Raw genomic sequence first — 23,772 nt, forward strand, 5'->3', positions numbered from 1 at the left:
GGGTCTATTCCTCGTAGTATTCCCGGAAGGGCCGAAACCCCTCGTCAACGACGCCTTTCATGGCCGCCGTCTGCTGGCGGACGGCCTCGAACCAGTCGGCGATCGCCCGCCTGCCCTCGTAGGGCACGACGGGGGACCTTTCCAGCAGCATCTCCAGGGCTTTCTGCGACTGCGACTGGACGGCAAGCGACGCATCGAGCGTCCGCGTCAGGGCTGCGTAATAGAACTGCAGGGTCTGCTTTGCTACGGGGTTTCTTTCCATGTCGGGAGCCTCCAGGGTTATGCGAATCATCGCTGTTTGGGGGACGGTTGTAAACTGTACACAGAAATTTGTCAAGTCCGGTGTTGCGGTGCAACATCGGCGTACACCTGTGATTTGGGTCCGGCTCATTTTAAATTTTTGATTTTCAACGAATTATCTGATACAAGGCAGTTGACCCATCCCTGCTGCGCCTGTTTGTTGCACCGTTACATCGCATTTTACGGCATTGCGGGAGGACATGGAGACTATGGCCGATCGGGTGGTCATCAAGAAGTACAACAACCGGCGACTCTACGACACCGAGAGGAACGCCTACGTGACCCTGGCCTCGCTCGCGGAGATGATCAAGGAGGGCCGCCAGATCGAGGTGATCGACGCCCAGACCAAGGAAGACGTGACGGCCTTCACCCTCACGCAGATCATCCTGGAGGAGGCGAAGAGCAAGCAGTTCCTGCTGCCCGTCCCGCTGCTGCACCTCATGATCCAGTTCGGCGAGACCGTGCTGGCGGAGTTCTTCGAGAAGTACCTGCAGCAGGTCGTCCGAAACTACCTGGCCTACAAGACCTCTGTCGATGCGCAATTCGCCAAGTGGCTGGACCTCGGGGCGCAGCTCTCCCAGCAGGCCCCGCAGGTGGCGCCCCCCTTCAATCCCTTCCTGGGCGTCTTCGACATGTTTCCCAAGGCCCCGGCGGAAAAGCCCAGGGGGCCGAAGAAGAAGGAGACCTGACGGGCGGGGCGGCCGCCTGCTTCCGGCGATGCGGGGCGCAAGAGAGGAGTCCCATGCGAAAGTTCGACGTCATCGACCCCTGGCATCTCGAAGGCCGCACCACGTATTCCCCGGCGGTCCGCAGGGGCCCCTTTCTCTTCATCTCCGGGCTGATCGCCCGCGACCCCGAGACGGGCAGGATTGCAGGCAGGGGCGACATCGTCGAGCAGGCCGAGGTCATCTTCCGCCAGATGGGGAGGATCCTGGAGGCGGCGGGCGGCACCTTCGACGACATCGTGAAGACCACGGACTACATCACGAGCCTCGAGCGCTACCGCGAGACGGCCGCCGTCAGGAGAAAATATTTCAAAAACGGCTATCCCGCCGCCACGGGCGTGGTCGTGAAGGCCCTGGTGAACCCGGAGGCGCTGATCGAGATCGACGCCGTTGCCATCATTGAAAAATAGGGGCAGGGAACATTTTTTGCTTGCCAAGTGAGGGTGTGTCCGTCGAGAATGTCCGCGAGGAGACGGGTTCAATGGTGCGCGGTATCTTGCTCTGGCTGATCCTGCTGTCGGTCAGTCTCGCCCTGGCCGGTTGCTGACCGGTCCGTTGAGCGGGACAGGTCTTGTCCCATGGCGTTGTGAAGCGGCCCAGGATCGGCAAGGCCCCCGACTCCTGAGCCCGGAGGGTCTGCGCTTGCTGAGAAATGCGACAACCCGCCTGTTTCTTTCTTCCCTTGGGAGCATCCTCCTGGCGGGCAGCCTGTTGTTCCTCGGCCAGCACCTGTCTGCGGCCCCTGCCCGGGCGAGCATGCCCGTCCCCGTCCACGAGTTCCCCTCGCCGCTTCTGCTCTGCGGGGAGAGGGTCCCCCTCGAGAGGCAGGACGTCTGGGAGATGATGGACCAGGCCTTCGTCCTGTCCGTCTACAACCACGATCAGGTCATCCTCTGGATCAAGCGCGCCAACCGGTATTTCCCCCACATCGAGCGGCGGCTGCGCGAGCGGAAGATGCCCGACGACCTCAAGTACGTGGCTGTCGTCGAGAGCTCCTTGAGGACCTATGCCGTCTCGTCGGCAAAGGCCACGGGGCCCTGGCAGTTCATGGAAAAAACCGCCAAGCGCTACGGGCTGCGCGTGGACGGTGCGATCGACGAGCGGCTCAACTTCGAGAAGGCCACCGAGGCGGCGCTCGACTACCTGGAGGTTCTCTACCGGCAGTTCGGAAGCTGGGGGCTCGCCCTGGCGGCATACAACTGCGGCGAGGACCGGGTGGCGAAGAGCCTCGAGATGCAGCAGGCGGAAGGCTACTACGACCTGGACCTGCCCCTGGAGACCGAGCGGTACATCTTCCGCATTCTCTCGGCGAAGGTGATCCTGACGAACCCCGAGCGCTACGGCTACCGGACCTCCGCAATCCGGGTCTATCCCGTCATCGAGACGGACCGCATCGAGCTGCACTCCCACCGCGAGGTGCACGTCAACGTCATTGCCCGGGCCTGCGGGACGAACTACAAGACCATCCGCGAGCTCAACCCCGAGATCCGCAACTCGTCCCTGCCTCCCGGCCGCTACAGCCTGAAAGTCCCCAGGGGGACGGCGAAGGATTTCCGGGAGAACTTCGAGAGAGTCCTCGCGCAGGAAACGCCGAAAAACGGTCCGAGGAAGAAAATGTGAAGCCGTGCTTCACGAGGACGGCTCAGGGCACAGGCAAGGACAAGGAAAAAGACCGGGGAGCGGTTCCCCGGTCTTTTTTTTCGATTTTTCGCTGGACCCTGTACCCTGAACCCTGTACCCTGCGTTGCACCCATGGACTACACCGTCATCCGCTCGCGAAGGAAAACGATCGCCATCGAGGTCACGAGGGAGGGGAAGGTCCTCGTCCGCGCGCCCCTTCGGCTTGCGCACCGCGAGGTGATCGCCTTCGTGGACCGTCATCGCGACTGGGCGGCCCGGAAGATCGCCCAGGCCGGTGCGCGCGAGCGATGCCGGGGGCCCCGACGCTTCGTGCAGGGGGAGACCTTCTACTATCTGGGCGAGCCGCATCGACTGCGGTTCATCGGGGGCGGCGGGTACCTGCGAAGGGAAAACGGTGAGTTTCTCCTGGGTTCCGATCTGGCCCGCAGGGCGGACGTCCTGTTCAGGACCTGGTACCGGGCGAGGGCCCGGGAGGTTCTCGAGGAACGGGTGGGCGAGCTCTCCCGGCGGATGGGGCTCGCGGTGCGCGGGGTGCGCATCACCGACGCGAAGGAGCGGTGGGGCTCCTGCAGCGCCTCGGGGACCCTGAATTTCTCGTGGCGCCTCGTCATGGCCCCGCCGGGCATCATCGACTACGTCGTCGTCCACGAGCTGGCACACCTCGCCGAGATGAACCACTCCCGGCGCTTCTGGGCCTGCGTTGCCCGCATCCTCCCGGATCACCGCGAGAGGCGGCGCTGGCTCCGGGAGCACGAGCACCTCTTCGACGCTTGAAGCCGCGGCCCCTTCGGCGGGTCGGATGCGCCGGGACAGGCGAACCCCGCGGAAGGGGGGGACCGCGGCCGGCCGAAATTGCTTGACAACGGTGGCCGATGGCGATAAGTGGTTTTGCATACAAAATACAATTCATGCGGCGGCAGGCGCCGCCCGCCGCGGGGCGGGCGGCCTTCGACGGACAAACCGGAGACAGGGTCGAGCGGGAGATGCACGGCAGGAGAAAGGAGGAAGAGGGCATGAAGAAGATCGTGGCACTGGCACTGGTTCTGCTCCTCGTGACGGGCGGCGTTGCGATGGCGCAGAAGAGGGATTTCCCCCGGCGGGACATCACGAATGTCGTCGTGTGGGGCGCCGGCGGCGGGACGGACGTCTGCAACCGCGTCATCTCGGCCGAGATGGCCCCGATTCTCGGCGTCAACATCAACGTGATCAACAAGCCCGGAGGCGTGTCCGGCTCCCTCGGGATGAGTTACGCGTTCGCGCAGCCCCACGACGGGTACACGCTGGCCGGCGTCTCCGAGTCCTGCGTCACCGCGGCGGTACAGGGCGGCTGGGACAAGCGGATGAACGTGTGGGATTTCTTCATCGTCGGCGGCTCGCCCGACGTGATTTCCGTCACCCCGGGGACCCCCTGGAAGGACCTCAAGGAACTCGTCGAGGCGGCCAGGAAGAGCCCCGGCACGATCAAGGCCTGCGCCAGCGGTGCCGGCTCCATCCATCACCTCAACCTGCTGGCGCTCGAGAAGGGCGCGGATGCGAAATTCCAGTTCATCCCCTACAAGGGGTCGGCGCCCTGCCAGACCGCGGCCATGACGGGGGAGGTCAACGTGGTCGTCACCTCCGTGGCGGAGCAGCAGCAGCTCATCCGCGCCAAGCAGCTCAGGCCGTTGGCCATGCTGATCCCCGAGCCCTTCACGATCGACGGGTTCGGGACGATCCCCTCGGGCTTCAAGCCCTACCCCGCGCTCTCCAAGCATCTGCCGATCTACCAGGCCATCGGCTTCGCCGTCGCGGCGGACGTGCCGGCGGATCGCAAGGTGATCATCGAGGCGGCCTTCAAAAAGGCCATGCAGTCCGAGAAGATCAAGACGTGGGCAAAGGAGAATTTCTACGTCCTGTCCGGCAAGACGGGCAAGGCGGCGAGGGACGAGTTCAACCGCCTCGAGTCGCTCTTCTCCTGGACCCTGTGGGAACTCAACGCCGCGACGGTCGACCCGGCCAAGCTGGGCATCCCCAGGCCGTGACCACGGGCGTTCAGCGGGAAGGGAGCCCGGGCCGCCCGGACTCCCTTCCTTTTGTAACGGGCAGGGGCGGGGTGGAGCCTTGCCCCGTGATCGAAGGGAAGCGCGGCGTGCCGCCCGCCGCGAGGACGGCCGCACATCTGCAGGAGGCGACCCTATGACGACCGACAAAGACCGGATGCGGAGAAAGGATTTCGCCTCCGGCATCGTTCTGATGCTGTTCGGGGCATGGGTCGTCACCGAGACGGTTGCCCGGGTGCCCATGAAGGGAAGCTGGGGCGGGGTCATGAACGTCTGGTACGTCTCGCCGGGGCTGTTCCCGATCTTCATCGGGTCCGTGCTGTTCCTGTTCGGCTGCGTCCTGACCGGCATCGCCGCGAGGCATCTCGGCGGCGCCGCCATCCGCGAGGCCGCGCGCGCCCGTGTAAGCGCCCTGGCGGAAATACGGGACATCCCGGAGCCGGTCTTCCGGTTCCTGGCCGTCGTCGTCATCCTCGTCTTCTACATCTACCTGTACATGTCCCGCATCGACTTCTTCCTGAACAGCACCCTCTTTCTCGCCGTCATCATCCCCGTCTTTTACCTGGACGAGGCGCAGGCCCAACGGCGGATCTTCGCGTTCTATGTCGCGGGTTCCGCCCTGCTCATCGCCGTCTTCGCCCTGGGGCTCGACGGCCGGATCGGCGGCGGCCTGCCCCATGCGCCGGACTGGCTGGCCCTCCTGTTCACGGCCGCCGTGGCCGCCTGCGCATGGGGCCAAGCCCGCGGCAGCGGGGAGCGGACGAGAAAACTCCGGCTTGCCCTGTCGATGGCCGTCGCGGCCCCCCTTCTGATCGGGGGGATGTTCAAGTACTTCCTCCTGGTCCCGCTGCCCAGGGAGGGTCTCGTGGTGGCCGTGTTGGATGCAGTCTATTTCGGCCTGTTCTGAGAGGCACCGGATGATCGGCATCGAGAGGCTGGACACGTTCTTCGCGATTCTCGTCGGCATGGGCACCCAGCCGGCGAACCTGCTTCTTCTCTTCGGCGCGACGCTCCTCGGGATCATCTTCGGGGCCCTGCCGGGCCTGACGGCCACGCTGGGCATCGCGCTGCTGACGACGCTCACCTACGGCATGGGGCCCGCCCCGGCCATGGTGGCCCTGCTCGGGATCTACGTGGGCGGCGTCTACGGGGGCTCCTACGCCTCGATCCTGATCAACATCCCCGGCACGCCTGCGGCGGCGGCCACGGCCCTGGAGGGCTACCCGCTTGCCTGCAAGGGGGAGGCCGGGCGGGCGATCGGCGCCACGACGACGGCCTCCTGCATCGGCACCCTGATCGGGATGCTCTTCATGGTCACCATGACGCCCATCGTGTCGGCCTTCGCCCTGCAGTTCACCTCCTTCGAATTCTTCCTGCTGGCCTTCTTCGGGATCATCATCAGCGGGACGCTGGCCAGCCCCGATCTCGCCATCAAGGGTTGGATCTCCGGGTTTCTCGGCCTCTTCCTGGCCTGCATGGGCCGCGACCCCCTCCAGGCCTTCCCCCGGTTCACCTTCGGCTTCCCGCAGCTCGAGAGCGGGCTCGACGTGGTCGCCGTCATCATCGGCGCCTTCGGGATCCCCCAGATCATCCAGGTGCTCGGCGGGACCTTCCGCGCCGGCGAGGCCCGGCAGATGACCCGGGTCATGCCGTCCTTCGGGCTGATGGCGAGGAACACGGGCAACATCATCCGGTCGGCCCTCATCGGCGTGGGCATCGGGGCCGTGCCCGGCATCGGCGAGGACGTGGCGGCGTGGATGGCCTACGGGGCGGCGAAGAACGCCTCGAAGGAGCCCGGGAAATTCGGCACCGGCGTCTACGAGGGCGTGATCGCCACGGAGACGGCCAACAACTCCTGCATCGGCGGGGCCATCATCCCCCTGCTGAGCCTCGGGATCCCGGGCAGCCCGCCGGCGGCGATGCTGCTGGGGGCCCTCATGCTCCACGGGGTCACCCCCGGTCCCATGCTCTCCATCGAGCACCCGAATTTCATCCTGCAGGTGACGGCCATCCTGTTCCTGGCTTCCATCGCCATGTGGGTCATCGGGATCGTCCTGGCCCGCCAGGTGGTCAAGGTGCTGCGCTTCCCCCCGCAGGTCTTCATGCCCGTCGTGGCCGTGCTGTGCATCATCGGCTCCTACGGCCTCGGCCTCAACCTCTTCAACCTCTACGTCATGCTCCCCGTCGGGATCGTCGCCTACTTCATGACGGAGATGAAATACCCCATCGCGCCGCTCGTCATCGGCTACATCCTCGGGCCCATGGCCGACGAGAACCTGCGGCGGGCGCTCATGATCTCGCACGGCAGCTTTCTGCCCATGTTCACCCGGCCCGTCTGCCTGATCCTGCTCACGGTCATCCTGCTGACCATTCTGAGCCAGATGGGTCTCTTCCGATGGCTCAAGGGGCGGCTCCGGGCGAAGAACCCCGGCATGTAGGGGTTTCGGGGGCAGGGGGACGGCGGCCCTTCGCAAGGCGGGTGGGAAAACGAAGAGGGCTGCCCGAGGCGGGAAGCCCTCTTTTTCGCGCTACCTTGTCGGCCCGTCAGCCGTAGATCTCGGGGTTGAGGCAGTCGGGGGGCCGCTCGCCTCTCAGCATCGCCAGCAGGTTGGTTGCAGCCTTGACGGACATGCCCGAGCGCGACGACCGCGTGGCCGAGGCGGTGTGGGGGGCAAGGACCACGTTCGTGAGCTCCGCCAGGCCGGGCACCATCTTCGGCTCGAACTCGTAGACGTCGAGGGCGGCCCCGGCGATGACGTTTCGGCGAAGCGCCTCCACGAGCTCGGCCTCGTTGATGACGGCCCCGCGGGACGTGTTGATCAGGTAGGCCGTAGGCTTCATCATGGCGAGGGTCCTCGCGTTGAAGAGGTGCCGCGTGGAGGGCATCAGGGGCACGTGGACGCTCACGAAATCCGATTCCCGCAGCAGCTCCTCGAAGGGGACCTTTTGTGCACCCAATTCCTTTTCGAGTACGGGGTTGGCAACCTCGTCGGTGTAGAGGACCCTCATGGCGAAGCCCTTCGACATGAGGGCCATGGCCGTGCCGATCCTCCCCGCCCCGACGATGCCGAGGGTCTTCCCCGTGACGTCGCCGCCGATGAACTGCATGGGGCCCCAGCCGGGCCATGTGCCCGAGCGCATGACCTTTTCCGACTCGATGAGCCGCCGGGCGACGGCGAACAGCAGCGCCCAGGCCATCTCCGCCGTGGCGAGCGTGAGCACGCCGGGCGTGTTCGACAGCGGGATCTTCCGCTCCGTGGCGGCCTTGACGTCCAGGTTGTCGAACCCGACCGCGTAGTTGGCGAAGCCCTTGATCCCCTTCGCGGCGTCCATGACCTCCCCGTCGATGCGGTCTGTCAGCAGGGTGATCACGCCGTCGCGGCCCTTGACGTTCCGCAGAAGCTCCTCGCGGGTGAGGGGGCGGTCCTCGGGGTTGATCTCCACGTTGCAGACCTCCCGCAGGAGGGTCAGGCCCTCCACGGGGATCAGGCGCGTGACGTAGACGTTGAACTTGGCCATGGGTTCCTCCTTCTGCGAGGCTGCGGCGGGCGGAGCCGCCGCGGTGAAGAGAAGTTGTGAAGCTTAGAAGTTGTGAAACGTGGAGTTGCTCATGAGGTATCCGAACGTCATGGCTTTCCCGAGCTTCTTCGCTTCGTAACTTCCTTACTTCGTGATTACCCGGCGTTGCCTTGCATGCCGTTTCTTTTCCACAGTGTTGTCGAGACGCTATTTTAGGGAGAGAATCTCCCTCTCGATGAACCGCCAGGTCTTCAGATAGTCGCCGCCCGCGATGAGCCTCGAGAAGGCCCTGTCGTCGATGCGGTCGAGCAGCGACCAGATGCGGTTCGTGATCCGGCTGTTGGCCTCGAAGGTCCCCCGGATGTCCCAGCGCGTGGGGGACGTGTCGGAGGTCAGGTAGTCCGCGTAGCCGATCCTCCTGAGCCAGTACAGGAACTCGACGTACTCCAGGAAATGCCTCGTGCCGCAGAAATAGTCCCAGTCCCAGCGGCCGTCGTTGTCGTTGATGTGCACGTAGAGCCGGTAGGGGCTCGACGCCACGAGGGCCGCGGCCTCGGCGGGCTGCTCCCCGCCGTAGAGGGCATGGCCGAAATCGAGGGTGACCCCCATGCTCTCGAGGCCGATGTCGTGCAGCAGGCACAGCGTCTTGGCCGCCGAGTCGATGAAGCACTTCCCGCGCGTCTCGCTCGGCTTGTACTCGACATAGAGGGGGATCTCCGGGCGGTGGGCGCCGCACTCGCCGAAGGCGTCGACCAGGTATCCCCACATCTTCCGGTAGTCGCACTGGAAGGCGAACTCGAAGCCGTCGCCCAGGGGGCAGCAGGTCACCTTGTCGGCGCCGATCGCCGCGGCGAAGTCCTTGGACTCCCGGATGAACCGGACCGCCTTGTCGCGCACCGCCTTCTTCGTCGAGGTGAGGCCGCCGTTGAGGAACTCCGGCTCGGCCTTGACGTTCACGTTCACCGCCGCGACCTTCAGCCGGTATTTCTTCAGCAGCGCACGCGTGGCGGCCGCGTCGCTCGCCTCGTAGGGGTAGACGATCTCGACGCCGTCGTAGCCCCTGATGGTGGAGAGGAGCGCGAATTTCTGCTCCAGGGTCTTCGGCTCGTTGTAGTGGTGAAACCGGTCTTTCGTCTGGCCGAGAAAGCCTGTGATGACCGCCATCTTGACCATCTCATGCCCTCCCCAGCAGGCGCCTTGCCGCCGCGGCGATGTGTCCCCTCGACAGCCCGTATTTTTCGAGGAGCTTTGCGTAGCTCCCGCTCTCGGCGAAGGTGTCTTCCAGGCCGAGGTTCTCGAAGGGCACCACCTTGCGCTTGAGGCAGAAGTTCGACAGCTCGTAGCCCAGGCCGTTTCGCTTCTGGTGGTTCTCGGCGACCACGAGGGCGCCCGTCTTGTCGAGGGACTTCACCAGGGTGTCCGCGTCGAAGGGCTTCACCGAGTACAGGTCGATCACCTCGGCGCGGATGCCCTCCTTGGCGAGGATGGCCGAGGCCCCGATCGCCTCGAAGACGATGTCGCCGTAGGTTGCGATCGTGACGTCCGATCCCTCGATGACCACGTGGCTTCCGCCCATCCGGAACACATCGCTTTCCTCGTAGAGGTCGAGGATCGGGTCGCGCATGAGCCGGACGAAGACGGGGCCGGGCGTCTGCATGGCGACATCGAAGAGCTTCTTCGCCGCCCACGTGTCGGCGGGCACGAGGACCTTCATGTTGGGCAGCGTCGTCATGTTGGCGATGTCTTCCGTGGCCTGGTGCGTCACCCCGTCGATGGCCGGGGTGAACCCGCCGTGCGAGGAGAGGAACTTGACGTCGAGGCCGGGGTAGCAGACGAAGGTCCGCACCGATTCCAGGGCCCGCATCGTGATGAACACGCCGTAGCTCGAGGCGACGACGGTGCGGCCGTCGGCGGCCATGCCCGCCGCGGCGCTCACCATGTTGCCCTCGGCGATGCCCATGTTGAAGTAGCGCCGCGGGTAGCGGTCGCCGAAGAGGTGGGAGAACGTCGAGTAGCCGATGTCGGCCTCGAAGACGACGAAGTCGCCGTCGATGGCGCCGTACTCGGCCATTCTCTCGGAGAAGGCCCGGCGGGTGGGCACGGCGGCCGGTGTCAGGGCGTCGGGTCTCATGAATCCTCCCCCCAGATCTCCCGCATGGCGCAGGCGAGCTCGTCGGCGTTCGGGCACTTGCCGTGCCACTCGAAGCGGTCCTCCATGTAGCTCACCCCCTTGCCCTTCACCGTGTTGGCGACGATGCAGGTGGGCCTGCCGCGGACCCTGCGGGCCCTTTCGACGGTCCGGAGAATCTGGGCCATGTCGTGGCCGTCGATTTCGAATGTCTTCCAGCCGAAGGCCTTGAACTTCGCCGCGATGTCGCCCATGGGCATGATCTCGTCGCAGCAGCCGTCCATCTGCAGGCGGTTGCGGTCGACGATGGCGATCAGGCGGTCCATCTTGTACTTCACGGCCGCCATGGCGGCCTCCCAGACGAGCCCCTCGTTGATTTCGCCGTCGCCCAGCAGCACGAAGACGTGGTAGTCCCCGTTGCGAAGCTGCCCCTCGAGGGCCATCCCGAGGCCGATGCTGAGCCCGTGCCCGAGGGACCCCGTGGTCATGTCGACGCCGGGGGTTTTCCGGATCGGGTGTCCCTGGAGGATGCTCTCGAACTGCCGCAGGGTGTCCAGGTGCTCGAGCCCGAAGTAGCCCCGCATGGCGAGGCAGGCGTAGAGGACGGGACAGGCGTGCCCCTTCGACAGGAGAAAACGGTCCCGGTCGGGCCATCGCGGGTTGCCCGGGTCGATCCGCAGGATGTCGAAGTAGAGGGCCGTCACGATGTCGGCGGCCGAGAGGGCCCCGCCGGGGTGACCGGACTTGGCCTTGTAGATCATGTCGAGGATGCGGGAGCGGACTTCCCGGGCCTTTTCGGCGAGAAAGGCCGCCCGCCCGTCGAGGGTGCGCTTCCGATGGTCCATGTCTGCCGTCACGGGTGATCTCCCGCCTTCGTCGTCGCCGCCCCGGAGGCCGCCCGCGCCGGCCGCCCGCCGAGGGCCCGTATCGCGGTTTCCTGCCGCATCTCCTTCAGGAGCTGCTGCCTCGAGCGGTTGAAATGCTGGCGCGCCAGCTTTTCCGCCTGCTCCGGGCGGCCCGACGCGATGGCCTCGATGAGGGCATGGTGCTCGGGCAGCGTCTCCCGCGGATGCCGGACGAGACCCTCCATGACGTCGATGCGGTAGCTCACGGTGATGATGTTGTAGTTCTCGAGGATGTCGTTGAGCAGGCCGAACCCCCCCAGCTCGATGAGAAACTGGTGAAAGCGCCGGTCTTCCTCGGCGTAGCGCTTGATGCCCTGCGGGCTGTCTGAGAGATCGGCGTCGCGGAAGAAGCCGCGGAGCTTTTCGGCCTGCGCCGGCGTGATGACATCGGCCGCGCGCCGGGCCGCGAGGCCCTCGAGGATTTCGCGCAGTTCGAAGGCCTCGAGGACTTCCTCCTTGGTGAAGCGGCGGACGAAAAAGCCCCTGCGCGGGACGGCCTGGACGAGTTTCTCCTGCTCGAGCTTCTTGAGGGCGCACATCAGGGGGGTGCGGCTCACGCCGAATTCGCGGGCGATCTTCTCCTGGAGGATCTTGTCCCCGGGCTTGAGCCGGCGGTCGACGATCATCGCCTTGAGCTCGCGGTATACCTTGAAGTCGAGGTTCTCGTGCCGCGTCCCCAGTTTTCTCATGGTCTCTCCCCCGTAACGCAAGCGGGTCTGAATTGAATATTGTATGCAAAACAGATAACATGTCCCCCATGCGTCTTGTCAAGGGAAAACTGTCCGGCCTGCCGCAGGGCGCGGAGGACGTTGGGAAGCGCGTTCGCCGCGTCACGCACGGGAATTTCGGGATGTCGGGACCGCGTGGAACGGGGTCCGGACGGTTCACTCGACCAGGATGATCTGGAGGTCCATCACGTTGGTGCCCGTCGGGCCCGTCTTGAAGAGGCCACCGGCCTGCTCGAAGAAGCGGTAGGAGTCGTTGTCGTCGAGGAAGGCCTGCGGGTCGAGGCCGAGCGAGCGGGCCCCCGGGACCGTCTGCCCGTCCACGACGGCGCCCGCGGCGTCCGTGGGGCCGTCGGTTCCGTCAGTGCCCGCCGAGAGGAACGTGATGCCCGGCGCCCCCTCGATGCAGAGGGCGAAGGCCAGGGCCATCTCCGTGTTGCGGCCCCCGAGACCCTTGCCCCGGACCGTCACCGTGGTCTCGCCCCCGGCAATGAGGCAGACCCTTCTGCGCCCCGAGGCGAGGCAGGACTGCGACTCCAGGACCTGCCGGTAGAGCCGCCGGGCGGCCTCGCGCGCCTCCCCCTGCAGCTCCGTGGTGAGAACGACCGTCTCGTACCCCAGCGCCAGGGCCTTCCGGCGGGCGGCCTCCGCGGCGATGCGGTTGCTGCCGATGATGATGTTCTCCACGCGGTCGAACAGGGGGTCACCCGGTTTCGGGGTGTCGGGAATCTTCCCCGCCGCGCCGTCCCGGAGGATGCGAAGGACTCGCTGCGGCATCTCGCCGGCCCGGTCGTAACGGGTCACGATGTCGAGCGCCTCGGCCCAGGTCGTCGTGTCGGGCGCCGTCGGGCCGGAGGCGATGAAATCGACGGGGTCGCCGATCACGTCGGAGAGGATGAGCGACACCACCCGGGCCGGCCGGGCCGCCTCGGCGAGCCTCCCGGCCTTGACGCGGGAGAGGTGCTTGCGCACCGTGTTGAGCGCCATGATGTCGGCGCCGCCCTGCAGGAGGATGCGGGTCACCGTCTGCTTGTCGTCGAGCGAGAGGCCCTGTGCCGGGGCGACGAAGAGGGCCGACCCTCCCCCCGAGATCAGGCAGACGACGAGGGTCTCGCGGCCGGCCCCGCGGACGAGATCGACGGCCTTCACGGTGCCTGCCACGCCTCGTTCGTCGGGCACGGGGTGTCCCGCCTCGATCACCTCGACGGCCCCCGCGGGAGGCCCGTCCCCGCAGTGGCCGTACTTGGTCACGACGACGCCCCGCCGGACGGTTTCCCCAAGCTCGTCGAGCAGGGCTCGGGTCATGGGGCAGGCGGCCTTGCCGAGGCCGACGACGACGATGTCCTTCAGACCCTCGTCGCGGCAGATCGTGCGGAGCCGTCCCGCATGCGCGGCGACGGCCGCTCCGGGGTCGACGGCGCGGAGGGCCTCCCGGAAAATATCGATGGCGTCCTGGTTCATGTCCGTTTTTCCTCCCCGGCCGTCGCCGTCTCTTCCAGGAACGGGCGGATCGTGTCGCGGAAGACGCTCGGGGCCCTGAACAGGGCGTAGTGGCCCAGCGGGTGCTCGAAGGCGCACAGCTGAGCACCGGGGATGCGCTCCCGGGCCCTGCGGGCCATGCCCAGCCGGACCCAGTGGTCGTTGGCCACGTGCAGGATGAGCGTTTTCGCCCGGATGCGGTGCAGCCGGTCCGTGACGTTGAGGCCTTCGCCCGCCCGGTTGCGGTACAGGAGGTCGACGGCGTCGTAATTGCGGCCGTAGGGGATGAGAAGGGCCCCCTCCCTGCCGCGCATCTCCCAGGAGAAGACCTCCTGCTGGACCACCTCCCAGCCGGTATCGATCCGGTGGTCGAAGCTCATGGCCGAGTGGAACAGGATGGACCAGCCGAACATGACGCCCCGGTACGGATGCTTTTCCTTCGGCAGATGGTAGTAGGCGCCGCCCGTCTCCCTCCACGCCGGGTCGCTCTCGATGGCCGCCGACATGAGCCGGAAGAGCCAGCGCAGGTGGGCGTCCGTCTCCGTCACGCCGCCCATGGGCATGATCGCATCGACGAAGCCCGGGTGCATGAGGGCCCAGAGGTAGCTCTGGATGGCGCCCATGGAGGCCCCCGTGGCCAGCTTCACGCGGCTCACCTGCAGGTGGTCCCGCAGCATGCGGTAGTTGGCCTGGACGCAGTCGAACAGGCTGTAGGGCGGGAACCGCAGGCCGAGGCCGTCGCTCGGCTTGCTCGCGCCCCAGAGGCCGAGGGCGTCGGCGAAGATGACGTAGTGGCGGTCCGTGTCGATCAGCTCCCCGGGGCCCACGGCGGGTCCCTCGCAGAAGTCGTTTCCGCCCTGGCCGCTGTGCCAGTAGAAATACATCAGGCACGCGTCGCCCGAGTAGAAGGGGCTGAAGAGGACCGCATTGTCGATGCGGCCGTCGGCGTCACGGTGCGGGGTCCCGACGGTGATGCAGGCCGTGCGCAGGGGCCCGGCGCCCAGGGACTCGAGGGTCACGCCGCCCGCGCCGCCCGACGCCCACGACTCCGGGTCGTCGAGGTCGTAGGCGCCGCCGATCCGGAAACCGGGGATTTCGTAATAGCGCTTGAGATGCGCCAGGCCCTCCACCCCGCAGAGGGCGGTGACGGGCCGGCGGTTTTGATCGTTTGGGTTCATGGTCTGCGCCTGTTCATGGGATGGGATTCCACAGGCACTCGATCGAAACTCTTACCGCAAATAGACGGTTTTGGACCGCTCTAACGCTCGCTGCACTGCAGACGCAAAAACTCGCCCTTCGGGCTCAAACAGTTTGCGCTGCGGCCGTTCCGCTTCGCGAAGAGCGGTTACCCAAAACGCGTCTGACTTTGCGTCCAGAATTCCTGTCGAGCGCCTCCTTAGTCCTGTCGATCTGTGGTTAGAGAGAAACAATGAAAAGCGCCCTGCGACGCCTTGATCACCTCGAACACCTCCGCGTCGCCGCCCGCAAGGCTCATCACGCCCCTCCAGCGGGCAAGGCCCCTGACCGCCTCGTCGTAGCGGACGGCGGCCGTCTGCGAGCGGTGGCACGCGAGGGCCCGGATCTTCGTCTCCAGCGTCTCCGAGATGTCGACGGCCAGCTCCCAGCGGCCCAGGGGGTGCCAGACCTCGTAGCCGAGGATCAGCTCGGGCGACCAGGGCTCGCCGCCAGCCTCCTGGAACCAGGGGCCGGAGCCCGCCTGGAGGGACTCGAGCACGAGCTCGCTTGCCACCCGGTGACCCAGGGACGTCTCGTTGCGCTCGTGGACGAAGACGACGTGCGGGCGAAGCCGCCGGACGAGTCGGATGATGTCGACCTTCATCTCGCGGGTGAACCCGGTCAGTCCGTCGGGGTATCGCAGGAATTCCACGCCGGCCGAGCCGAGGACCTTTGCCGCCTCGAGGGCCTCCTTCTCCCGCGCGGGCCCCATCTCCCAGGGGGGCACCCGGTCGCTGCCCGCCTCGCCGGAGGTGAGCACGACGTGGGTGATCCCGAAGCCCCGGCGCGCCAGCAGCGCCACCGTGCCGCCGCAGCCGATCTCGATGTCGTCGGGATGCGTCCCGAACGCCATCGCCCGTTTCTGATCCGTCTTCATGCTTCCCCCGTACGATAGCCGATTCTCAGTCCCCTGTCCCCTGTTTTTCCGTGTCCCGCCGGATGACCCACGCCGCCGCGGCCGCTGCGGCAAGAAAGGCCGTCCCCTCGAGCGGCTGCAGAAGAAGGATCTTTCCCACGCCGAAGAGGACGGCATAGACGAGGATCACCCCGCAGAGCCAGTCCCGCAGGAGCCTGCCGTAGCCCCGGTCCCCCCGCACGTCGGGCATGGACCGGGCGACAGCGGCCCAGCCGGGCCCCCCGGGATGCACGCGGCGGTAGAAGCGGCCGAGTGTTTCCGCATCGGCGGGCCTCGTCAGGTACGTCACCAGGAGCCACGCGGCGGTCGTGCACGCCACGATGGGATAGAGGGTCTCGGGAAAACGGAGCTGCGTGGCGAGTCGCAGCCAGCCGCAGACGGCAAGGGGCGCCACCATGGCCGCGATCTCGCTCCAGGCGTTGATCCGCCACCAGTACCACCGCAGGATCAGGACGAGGCCCAGGCCGGCGCCGGCCTCGATGAGGAAGGCCCAGGCGCCGGAGATCGTGTCCATGACGAAGGTGACGCCGAGCGACAGGGCCATCATCGCCAGCGTGGCAGCCCGCGAGACGGCGACGAGGTGCCGCTCCGGCGCGTCGGGCCGGACGAAGCGGCGGTAGAAATCGTTGACGATGTAGGAGGCGCCCCAGTTGAGCTGGGTGGCGATGGTGGACATGTAGGCGGCGAAGAAGGCCGCCACGAGCATCCCCTTGATGCCCGCCGGCAGATGATCGCGCATCGCGTAGACGTATCCCAGCCTCTTGTCCGCAGCGCCCAGGTCGGGGTAGAGGATGAGCGTCGCAAGACCGACGAGGATCCAGGGCCAGGGCCTCACGCAGTAGTGGGCGATCGTGAACCACAGGGTGGCGGCCTGCGCGTGCCGCTCGTCCTTCGCGGACATCATGCGCTGGGCGACGTACCCGCCGCCGCCCGGCTCCGCGCCCGGGTACCAGCAGGCCCACCACTGGATCCCGATGAAGGCGAAAAAGGCCGCGGCGCCCAGGGTCAGGGTTCCCGACCCGTCGCCCGCGGGGCCGCCGGATATCGCGGGGACCATCTCCAGCGACCAGGACGGAAGTTTCTGCACGAGCCCCGCGAGTCCCCCGATCTGGGGAAGGTCGAGGACCACGACGGCCAGGACGACCGTCCCGGCCATGGCCAGCACGAACTGGAAGGCGTCGGTGACGGCCACGCCCCAGAGACCCGAGAGGGCCGCGTAGAGGGCCGTGAGCGCCAGGGCCAGGGCCACGTAAACCACGACCGTGCCGCGGGGGATGTCGAACATGCCCTCGAGGACGGACGCCATGGCCAGGTTGACCCAGCCGATGATGACCGTGTTGATGAAGAGCCCCAGGTACAGGGCGCGGAAGCCGCGCAGGAATGCAGCGGGCCGGCCCGCGTAGCGGAGCTCGACGAACTCGACGTCGGTGAGGATGCCCGCCCGGCGCCACAGGCGGGCGAAGAAAAAGACGGTGAGCACGCCGCCGAAGACGAAGTTCCACCAGAGCCAGTTGCCGGCGATGCCGTGCTGCGCCACCAGTTCCGTCACCGCGAGCGGCGTGTCGGCCGCGAAGGTCGTGGCGACCATGGAGGTGCCGGCAAGCCACCACGGGAGGTTCCGTCCCGACAGGAAGAACTCCCGCACGCTCGAGCCGGCCCGGCGTGTGTAGTAGACGCCGATGCCGGCGCTCAGGAGGAAATACAGACCGATGATGACCCAGTCGATCGTCTGCAGCATGGGGATCAGTCTCCGGAGGTGTCAGATAGGAAGTTGTGAAGCTATGAAGTTGTGAAGTTCGGCGGGCCCGAGGGCAGGCCATGCGCCGCAGGTTCCTCCAAACTTCTCAGCTTCCGCCTTTCGATCACCGTCCCCGGCCCGATTTTTCGATCTTCTTCAGCGTATCGCCCGAGAAGGTCAGCACGTAGACGTAATCGCCGTAGCCCCGGTCATAATACCATTTCTGACCCTTTCCCCCGGCGGCACCGGACGTCGTCCCCTTCGGGGGCTTCCGCCTCTTGTCCTTGCCGCTTTTCGCGACCGGCTCGCTTCTCGAGGGCTTGCCGCAGATTTTCTGCACGGTGTACCGGGAGTCCCCGATGGACACCGTCTCGCCGCCGCAGCGGAAGACGGTGTCTTCGCCGCAGGCAGGCGTGACGGCCGCGACGGGCAGGGCAAGAGACGTGACGGCGCACAGGGCAGCAAAGGCAATCAGACGAAGCATGGATCCCCTCCTTACCGTGGATGACTGGAGCCCGCGCGGCTCGGACGCACAATCCTTACTATAAAACGGGGGGCATGGGAAGGACGAACTTGACAGGGTACCCCAGCATTTCTTAAAGTAAAACCACAAATCTTCCGAGAAGTTAAGAGAGACGGCGGCGGGCCGCGCCCGGCGCCGCGGTGCGGCCTTTGCCCGCCGGGAAATGCACTGCACGGGAGACGCAAATGAAGATCGGATGGATCGGCACAGGGATCATGGGGGCCTCGATGGCGGGTCATCTCCAGTTCGCGGGGCACGAGCTGTTTCTGTTCAACCGGACCCGGGACAGGGCGAAGCCGCTCATCGACCGGGGAGGCCGCTGGTGCGACACACCGGCCGCCGTGGCGGCCGAGTCCGAGGTCGTCTTCACCATGGTCGGAACCCCCGCCGATGTGGAGGAGACCTACCTCGGGCCGCAGGGGATCCTCTCCGTGGAGCGGCCCTGCCGCATCGTCGTGGACATGACGACCAGCGAGCCGGCCCTGGCCAGGCGGATCTTCAAGGCAGCCGCAAAGAAGGGGGTCTTCAGCCTCGATGCCCCTGTTTCGGGAGGCGACGTGGGCGCCCGCAACGCCACCCTCGCGATCATGGTCGGCGGGGACCGGAAGATCTACGAGGAGGTCCTTCCGCTGTTTCAGCACATGGGGAAGAACATCGCCTGGATGGGCGGACCGGGCACCGGCCAGCACACGAAGATGTGCAACCAGATCCTCATCGCGGGAACGATCATCGGGGTCTGCGAATCCCTGCTCTACGCCGAACGGGCGGGCCTCGACGGTCAGGCGGTGATCGACATCATCGGCAAGGGGGCCGCCGCATCCTGGAGCATCAACACGCTGGGGCCGCGCATCCTCCAGGGGGACTACCGGCCGGGGTTCACCGTCGAGCATTTCATCAAGGACATGGGCATCGCCCTCCGCGAGGCGGCGGAGATGGGTCTCGCCATGCCCGGGCTTGCCCTGGTGCACCAGCTCTACGTGGCCGTGAAGGCGCAGGGTCACGCCAAATCGGGCACGCAGGCCCTGATGCTGGCCCTGAGGCAGCTCAACAGCGCGAAGGCGAAAAAGGAGCCGGCGACCTGATCACCCCGCTTGCCCCCGCGCGTCGAGAGCACGCGATCCGGGTCTTCCCGGACGGGGAGGATAAATTGCTTGACGGGGCCTTTCCTTTTCCATTATCGTTCCCGTGAATCCGGCGTCGGGCTTCGGTCCCGGGGCATGCACGGCCAATCGAAAACCGATCGGGGAGAAGCGCTCGAACGAATGGTGCACCTCAAGCGATGTCTTCTTCTGCTGGCGGCCCTCCTGGCGATCCACCTTCTCCAGCCCGTTGACCTGTCCGCCGCCGCCCGCAAGGCGAAACCGAAACCGAAGCCCAAGGCCAAGACGGCAATCACCGCACAGTCCGTCCTGGTCATGAACATGACGACGGGCGAAATCCTCTACGCGAAAAACCCCGACACGCCGATCGCGCCGGCATCGCTGACGAAGATTCTCAGCCTGTACCTGATCTACGAGGCCCTCGAGGAGGGAAGGGTCCGGACCTCGGACATCGTGGCCATCGGCTCCGGCGTCTCCCAGGTGAACGGGTCGCGCATGCGGATCCGCCCCGGGACGCAGATCGCCCTCGGCGACCTGATGAAGGGGATGGCCGTCCTGTCGGCCAACGACGCCTCGGTCGCGGCGGCCGAGTACGTCGCGGGGGACGTGGGCGAGTTTGTCCGGCGGATGAACGTGAAGGCCCTCGAGCTGGGCATGTCCGCGAGCCACTTCGAAAACCCCAGCGGCCTCCGGGAGGACGGCCAGGTGACGACGGCCCGGGACATCCTGAGGCTGTCCTGCGCGTACATCAGCCGCTTCCCGCAGTCCCTGCAGCTGCACTCCATCCCGTCCTTTCAGTACGGCAGGAAAACGGGCGTCAACACGAACCACCTCCTCGAGAAGACCCCCTGCGTGGACGGGCTGAAAACGGGCCACGTCGCAGGGGCGGGCTATCACCTGGTCCTCACGGCGAGGCGCGACGGCACGCGCGTTGTGGTCGTCGTGCTGGGGTCGCGCAGCTCGGGGGCCCGGTTCCGCGAGGCGCGGATGCTGCTCGAGGATGCATTCAGGAAGATACAGCCCCATCCCGCCGTCCGGCGCGTGGCCGGGGCGCCGGCGATTGAGGCGCCGGCTGAAAAAACCACCGGAGGATTCGGGGATTCATGAAACGGGCAGCAGGGTTCGTGGCTCTGGCATTTCTTTTGTGGGGATTCCTGGCGACCGCCGAGGCCCAAATGGGCATCCGGGACCGGTCGGCCAAGCCCATCGGTCCCCAGGGGTACGGCTCGAAAGGCCAGCCGGAGCAGCAGCCGCAGCAGGAGGAGCGGCGTCAACGCAGCGCCTGGCTCCAGGGCGACGAGCGGCAGCAGGAGCAGCTGGCGGGTTGTTTCAGGCTCTCGGCGTTGCTCATCCAGCATTCCAGGGACATCCGGAAGATGATGGGCGACGGCGCGGTCAACTGGAAGGAGGTCGCCGGCCAGTTCGAGGATCTGCAGCGGGGGGTTGCGCTCCTGTCGGAAAAGCACGAGCAGTTCGCCCTCGGGCTCAACAACGGGCAGAGGTCCTGGTGGGAGCAGGCGCTGCGGGACATCATGTCGATCCAGATCCAGCTCTCCGAGCGGATGGGTGCATTCGAACGCGACGTCAGGGGGGAGAAGCCGGAGGCTGTCCCCATGATGAAGGCCATGGGCGACCTGGAGGGACAATTCCGGCGATGGCGTGACACCTACGGCCAGATCATAGCCGACATGGGCCTCGAGGTCGCGGAGCCGCGATCGGCCTCGGGCGCGATCAGGGGGCTGCCCGGTGCTCAGGGTCCTGGACGATGAATCGGTCATCCGCCGCTGCCGGCGTCAATTGCTGCGGGCCCTGCGGCCCCATGTGACGGGCCGGATCGGTGTACGGATCGGTCACCCCGGGGAGAGCCTCCGCGCCCGGGTTTTCTGGGCCGAGGGGCCCGGGCTGTGGTTCCACACCGGTGTCGTCGCAGGCGAGCGCTACCTGCATGCCTTCGGGGTCGGCCGGCCGCCCGACGGCGGCGCCGTTTCCAGCACGATCGAGATCAACATCCCCATGCGTGGCCTGGACCGGAAGATCGGCGGGGCCTTTGCCCGCGATGACGGGGGCCGCGTGTTCCTCGTCCACCGCGGAAGGATCGGCGGCCGGCGCGGCGTCGGGAAGTCCCTGTTCGAGTCGCATTACCGCGGGGTCTGGAGCGAGGTCGAGGACGGCGACGCGCGAAGCGCCGTCGTCGTGATCGGCGACCTGCACTCGCCCCGGTTCGTCCGCCAGCTGTCCCTCTTTGTCCGCAAGGTGGAGGCCGTCAAGGGCCGGGAGGCCGAGGACGATCCGCAGTCCAGGATCTTCTTCGAGGACGACCGGTTTCGCGAGGAGCGCATCGGGGGCCGCGACGTGCCGGGCGGGCGCGATCACGCGGCGGAGTGCGACCGCGACCTGTGCGTGTCCGACCTCGCGTGGCAGTTGAGAACGCTGGGCGCGCGGGTCGGGCAGGACCCCTCGGGAGAGCTGCTCGTGCGCGATGCCTCCGGCGGCGTCGCGGCCCTGATCGAGGTGGCGGCCGCAACCGGCGCGCCGCTCCTCGAGCGGGCCGTCGGGAGGCTCGTGCTGCGGGGCGCATCCCTGCCGCGGAAGCCCCGCCAATGGCTCGTCGCGCCGGGGGAGCCCGGTGAGGCCCTCGCGGCGGGGCTTGCGGCACTGGGCATCCGGTTCATCCCCTTCGGCTGGGAGGACGGGCAGGCTGTGTTTGCGGGCCTGGCCGGGCAGCTCGACGAAACGGGCGATGCCAAGGGAAGCGGGTGAGAAGGCGGGAAGGGCAACAGGAACAAGAAGAGAACGGAGGGCACGCTCATGGACTGGGGTATGCAGAACAGGATGTCCCGGCTTTTCCGGGACGGGAGATGCCTGTTTCTCCCGATCGACCACGGGTATTTCCAGGGGCCCACGACATGTCTTGAAAAGCCGGGCGAGACCATTGCGCCGCTGCTGCCGTGGTGCGATGCGCTCTTTGTCACGAGGGGCGTCCTGAGGCACTGCGTCGACCCCGTGGGCAGCAAGCCCGTCATCCTCCGGGTGTCGGGCGGCACGAGCGTCATCGGGAAGGACCTGGCCAACGAGGCGCTCACGACCTCCATCGAGGAGATCCTGCGGCTCAACGCGACCGCCGTCGGGGTGTCGATCTTCGTGGGCAGCGACTACGAGCGGGAGTCCCTGATGAACCTGGCCGACCTGGTCAACGACTGCGAGACCTTCGGGATCCCCGTCATGGCCGTCACGGCCGTCGGCAAGGAGCTGGAGCAGCGGGAGGCCCGGTACCTGGCGCTGTGCTGCCGGATCGCCGCCGAGCTGGGGGCCCGCGTCGTCAAGACCTACTGGTGCAAGAACTTCGACAGGGTGACGGAGGGCTGCCCCGTGCCCGTCGTCATGGCCGGGGGCCCCAAGTGCGACACCGAGCTGGAGGTGATGGCGTTCGTCCACGACGGGATGAAGAGGGGCGCCGTCGGCGTCAACCTGGGACGCAACATCTGGCAGAGTCCCCACCCCGTCCCGATGATCCGGGCCCTCGCCGCGATCATCCACGACGGGGCGTCGGTGAAGCAGGCCCATGATCTCTTCCAGGCGGTGAAGACGGACATGGCGAAGGGAAGGAAGAAGAAGTAGGCGAAAGGCGAAACACCCTCGGCCTGTCAGGAGGGCAGAGGCAGAACCGCTTGGGGGGCTGGGACGATGAAAGTGGCCGTCTATTACAGCAACCGTGACGTCCGGATCGAGGAGCGGCCCGTTCCCCGGGTCGGCCCGGGGGAGCTGCTCGTCAAGGTCATGGCGAGCGGCATCTGCGGCAGCGACGTCATGGAGTGGTACCGGATCAAGAAGGCCCCCATCGTCCTCGGGCACGAGATTGCTGGGCTGATCGTCGAGAGGGGGCCCGGCGTCGAGCGCTACGGCGCGGGGGACCGGGTCTTCGTTTCCCATCACATCCCGTGCAACACCTGTCATTACTGCCTGAAGGGAAGCCACACGGCCTGCGAGACCCTCCACACGACCAACTACGACCCCGGCGGGTTCAGTGAGTACCTGCGGGTGCCGGCGCTCAACGTCGACCGGGGCGTGTTCCTGCTGCCCGACGGGGTCAGCTTCGATCAGGGTGTGTTCATCGAGCCGCTGGCCTGCGTGATCCGGGGCCAGAGGCTTGCGGGCCTGCAGCCGGGCCAGAGCGTGCTCATCCTCGGCAGCGGCATCTCGGGGCTGCTGCACCTCATGCTGGCCAGGGCCCTCGGCGCCGGGAGGATCGTCACGACCGACATCAGCCCGCACCGCCTGCGGGCGGCGGTCGAACTCGGGGCCGATGCGGCGTTGCCCGCCTCGGAGGACGTCCCTTCACGGTTCAGGGCCCTGCACGGCCGGCCCGCCGATCTCGTCATCGTCTGCACGGGCGCCCTCTCGGCCTACCGGCAGGCCCTGCTTGCCGTCGACCGGGGCGGCACCATCCTCTGTTTCGCGCCGACCGACCCCGGCGTCGACCTCCCCGTGCCGGTCAACGATTTCTGGCGCAACGAGATCCGCATCCTTCCCTCCTACGGCAATGCCCCGCAGGATGCGGTCGTAGCGATCGAGATGATCCGCTCGGGCCGCGTGCCCGTGGATCGGATGATCACCCACCGCCTGGGCCTCGACGAGGCGGGCCTCGGCTTCCGGCTCGTCGCCGAAGCCGGCGAGGCCCTGAAGGTCATCCTCTACCCGCACCCTCTCAACCCCTGACCTTCTTCCATTCGGCCTCCTGCCCGTGTTTGCCGATTGACATTCCTTTGCCGCCCCGGTTAGATTGATCCGCACAGGGGGC

Annotated in this window: 24 protein-coding genes; 13 read left to right on the forward strand and 11 right to left on the reverse strand. The window is 66.8% G+C overall.

The window, feature by feature from the left end; genetic code table 11:
* Nucleotides 1–4 precede the first annotated feature (4 nt).
* On the reverse strand, nt 5–262 hold the full coding sequence (locus HPY67_08505; GenBank protein NPV04758.1) for a hypothetical protein: 258 nt from the start codon (nt 260–262) through the stop codon (nt 5–7).
* A 247-nt stretch (nt 263–509) separates the two neighbouring features.
* On the opposite strand from HPY67_08505, the gene HPY67_08510 reads away from it, so the two are divergent.
* The 7 genes from HPY67_08510 (at nt 510) to HPY67_08540 (ending at nt 7,143) form a co-directional block, all read left to right on the forward strand.
* A complete protein-coding gene (locus HPY67_08510; protein NPV04759.1) occupies nt 510–989 on the forward strand; it encodes a transcriptional regulator in 480 nt (159 codons plus the stop codon).
* Nucleotides 990–1,042: 53 nt separating this feature from the next.
* The gene (locus HPY67_08515) at nt 1,043–1,435 is read left to right on the forward strand and encodes a RidA family protein (protein ID NPV04760.1); all 393 of its coding nucleotides are present in this window, start codon (nt 1,043–1,045) and stop codon (nt 1,433–1,435) included.
* 232 nt (nt 1,436–1,667) lie between these two features.
* Nucleotides 1,668–2,645, forward strand: coding sequence for a transglycosylase SLT domain-containing protein (locus tag HPY67_08520; GenBank protein NPV04761.1), 978 nt, complete (start codon nt 1,668–1,670; stop codon nt 2,643–2,645).
* Nucleotides 2,646–2,777: 132 nt separating this feature from the next.
* On the forward strand, nt 2,778–3,440 hold the full coding sequence (locus HPY67_08525; protein NPV04762.1) for a M48 family metallopeptidase: 663 nt from the start codon (nt 2,778–2,780) through the stop codon (nt 3,438–3,440).
* Nucleotides 3,441–3,679: 239 nt separating this feature from the next.
* The gene (locus tag HPY67_08530; protein ID NPV04763.1) at nt 3,680–4,687 is read left to right on the forward strand and encodes a tripartite tricarboxylate transporter substrate binding protein; all 1,008 of its coding nucleotides are present in this window, start codon (nt 3,680–3,682) and stop codon (nt 4,685–4,687) included.
* A 154-nt stretch (nt 4,688–4,841) separates the two neighbouring features.
* Nucleotides 4,842–5,612 (forward strand): hypothetical protein, encoded by a 771-nt coding sequence (locus HPY67_08535; protein NPV04764.1) that lies wholly within the window; start codon nt 4,842–4,844, stop codon nt 5,610–5,612.
* Between the two features lie 10 nt (nt 5,613–5,622).
* The gene (locus tag HPY67_08540) at nt 5,623–7,143 is read left to right on the forward strand and encodes a tripartite tricarboxylate transporter permease (GenBank protein ID NPV04765.1); all 1,521 of its coding nucleotides are present in this window, start codon (nt 5,623–5,625) and stop codon (nt 7,141–7,143) included.
* Nucleotides 7,144–7,249: 106 nt separating this feature from the next.
* On the opposite strand, the gene HPY67_08545 is transcribed toward HPY67_08540, so the two are convergent.
* From HPY67_08545 to HPY67_08590, 10 genes are all read right to left on the reverse strand, one after another.
* Nucleotides 7,250–8,224, reverse strand: coding sequence for a D-glycerate dehydrogenase (locus HPY67_08545; protein NPV04766.1), 975 nt, complete (start codon nt 8,222–8,224; stop codon nt 7,250–7,252).
* Between the two features lie 207 nt (nt 8,225–8,431).
* Nucleotides 8,432–9,397 carry a sugar phosphate isomerase/epimerase gene (locus HPY67_08550; GenBank protein NPV04767.1) on the reverse strand — a complete coding sequence of 322 codons (966 nt, stop codon included), beginning with the start codon at nt 9,395–9,397 and terminating at the stop codon, nt 8,432–8,434.
* 1 nt (nt 9,398) lies between these two features.
* On the reverse strand, nt 9,399–10,355 hold the full coding sequence (locus HPY67_08555; protein NPV04768.1) for a transketolase family protein: 957 nt from the start codon (nt 10,353–10,355) through the stop codon (nt 9,399–9,401).
* Nucleotides 10,352–11,197, reverse strand: coding sequence for a transketolase (locus HPY67_08560; GenBank protein ID NPV04769.1), 846 nt, complete (start codon nt 11,195–11,197; stop codon nt 10,352–10,354). Before HPY67_08560 ends, HPY67_08555 begins: the two co-directional genes overlap by 4 nt.
* A gap of 8 nt (nt 11,198–11,205) precedes the next feature.
* On the reverse strand, nt 11,206–11,946 hold the full coding sequence (locus HPY67_08565; protein ID NPV04770.1) for a GntR family transcriptional regulator: 741 nt from the start codon (nt 11,944–11,946) through the stop codon (nt 11,206–11,208).
* A gap of 195 nt (nt 11,947–12,141) precedes the next feature.
* The gene (locus HPY67_08570; protein ID NPV04771.1) at nt 12,142–13,443 is read right to left on the reverse strand and encodes a glycerate kinase; all 1,302 of its coding nucleotides are present in this window, start codon (nt 13,441–13,443) and stop codon (nt 12,142–12,144) included.
* Nucleotides 13,440–14,639, reverse strand: coding sequence for an alpha/beta fold hydrolase (locus HPY67_08575; GenBank protein NPV04772.1), 1,200 nt, complete (start codon nt 14,637–14,639; stop codon nt 13,440–13,442). Before HPY67_08575 ends, HPY67_08570 begins: the two co-directional genes overlap by 4 nt.
* 218 nt (nt 14,640–14,857) lie before the next feature.
* The gene (locus HPY67_08580) at nt 14,858–15,574 is read right to left on the reverse strand and encodes a PIG-L family deacetylase (GenBank protein NPV04773.1); all 717 of its coding nucleotides are present in this window, start codon (nt 15,572–15,574) and stop codon (nt 14,858–14,860) included.
* 25 nt (nt 15,575–15,599) lie between these two features.
* The gene (locus HPY67_08585; GenBank protein ID NPV04774.1) at nt 15,600–17,351 is read right to left on the reverse strand and encodes a Na+:solute symporter; all 1,752 of its coding nucleotides are present in this window, start codon (nt 17,349–17,351) and stop codon (nt 15,600–15,602) included.
* Nucleotides 17,352–17,475: 124 nt separating this feature from the next.
* Nucleotides 17,476–17,835, reverse strand: coding sequence for a DUF2845 domain-containing protein (locus HPY67_08590; protein NPV04775.1), 360 nt, complete (start codon nt 17,833–17,835; stop codon nt 17,476–17,478).
* Between the two features lie 224 nt (nt 17,836–18,059).
* Between HPY67_08590 and HPY67_08595 the strand changes: the two genes are divergently transcribed.
* The 6 genes from HPY67_08595 (at nt 18,060) to HPY67_08620 (ending at nt 23,690) form a co-directional block, all read left to right on the forward strand.
* Nucleotides 18,060–18,956: an NAD(P)-dependent oxidoreductase gene (locus HPY67_08595; protein ID NPV04776.1), complete on the forward strand. Its 897-nt coding sequence runs from the start codon at nt 18,060–18,062 to the stop codon at nt 18,954–18,956.
* Between the two features lie 180 nt (nt 18,957–19,136).
* Complete coding sequence (locus tag HPY67_08600; GenBank protein NPV04777.1) at nt 19,137–20,081, forward strand: D-alanyl-D-alanine carboxypeptidase; 945 nt, start codon at nt 19,137–19,139, stop codon at nt 20,079–20,081.
* Nucleotides 20,078–20,743, forward strand: coding sequence for a hypothetical protein (locus HPY67_08605; protein ID NPV04778.1), 666 nt, complete (start codon nt 20,078–20,080; stop codon nt 20,741–20,743). Before HPY67_08600 ends, HPY67_08605 begins: the two co-directional genes overlap by 4 nt.
* Nucleotides 20,721–21,734: a hypothetical protein gene (locus tag HPY67_08610; protein ID NPV04779.1), complete on the forward strand. Its 1,014-nt coding sequence runs from the start codon at nt 20,721–20,723 to the stop codon at nt 21,732–21,734. The genes HPY67_08605 and HPY67_08610 overlap by 23 nt, the downstream gene beginning before the upstream one ends.
* 48 nt (nt 21,735–21,782) lie before the next feature.
* Nucleotides 21,783–22,592 (forward strand): 3-hydroxy-5-phosphonooxypentane-2,4-dione thiolase, encoded by an 810-nt coding sequence (gene lsrF / locus HPY67_08615; protein NPV04780.1) that lies wholly within the window; start codon nt 21,783–21,785, stop codon nt 22,590–22,592.
* Nucleotides 22,593–22,658: 66 nt separating this feature from the next.
* On the forward strand, nt 22,659–23,690 hold the full coding sequence (locus tag HPY67_08620) for an alcohol dehydrogenase catalytic domain-containing protein (GenBank protein ID NPV04781.1): 1,032 nt from the start codon (nt 22,659–22,661) through the stop codon (nt 23,688–23,690).
* Nucleotides 23,691–23,772 lie beyond the last annotated feature (82 nt).

The organism is Syntrophaceae bacterium, assembly GCA_013177795.1.
GTDB lineage: Bacteria > Desulfobacterota > Syntrophia > Syntrophales > UBA2192 > UBA2192.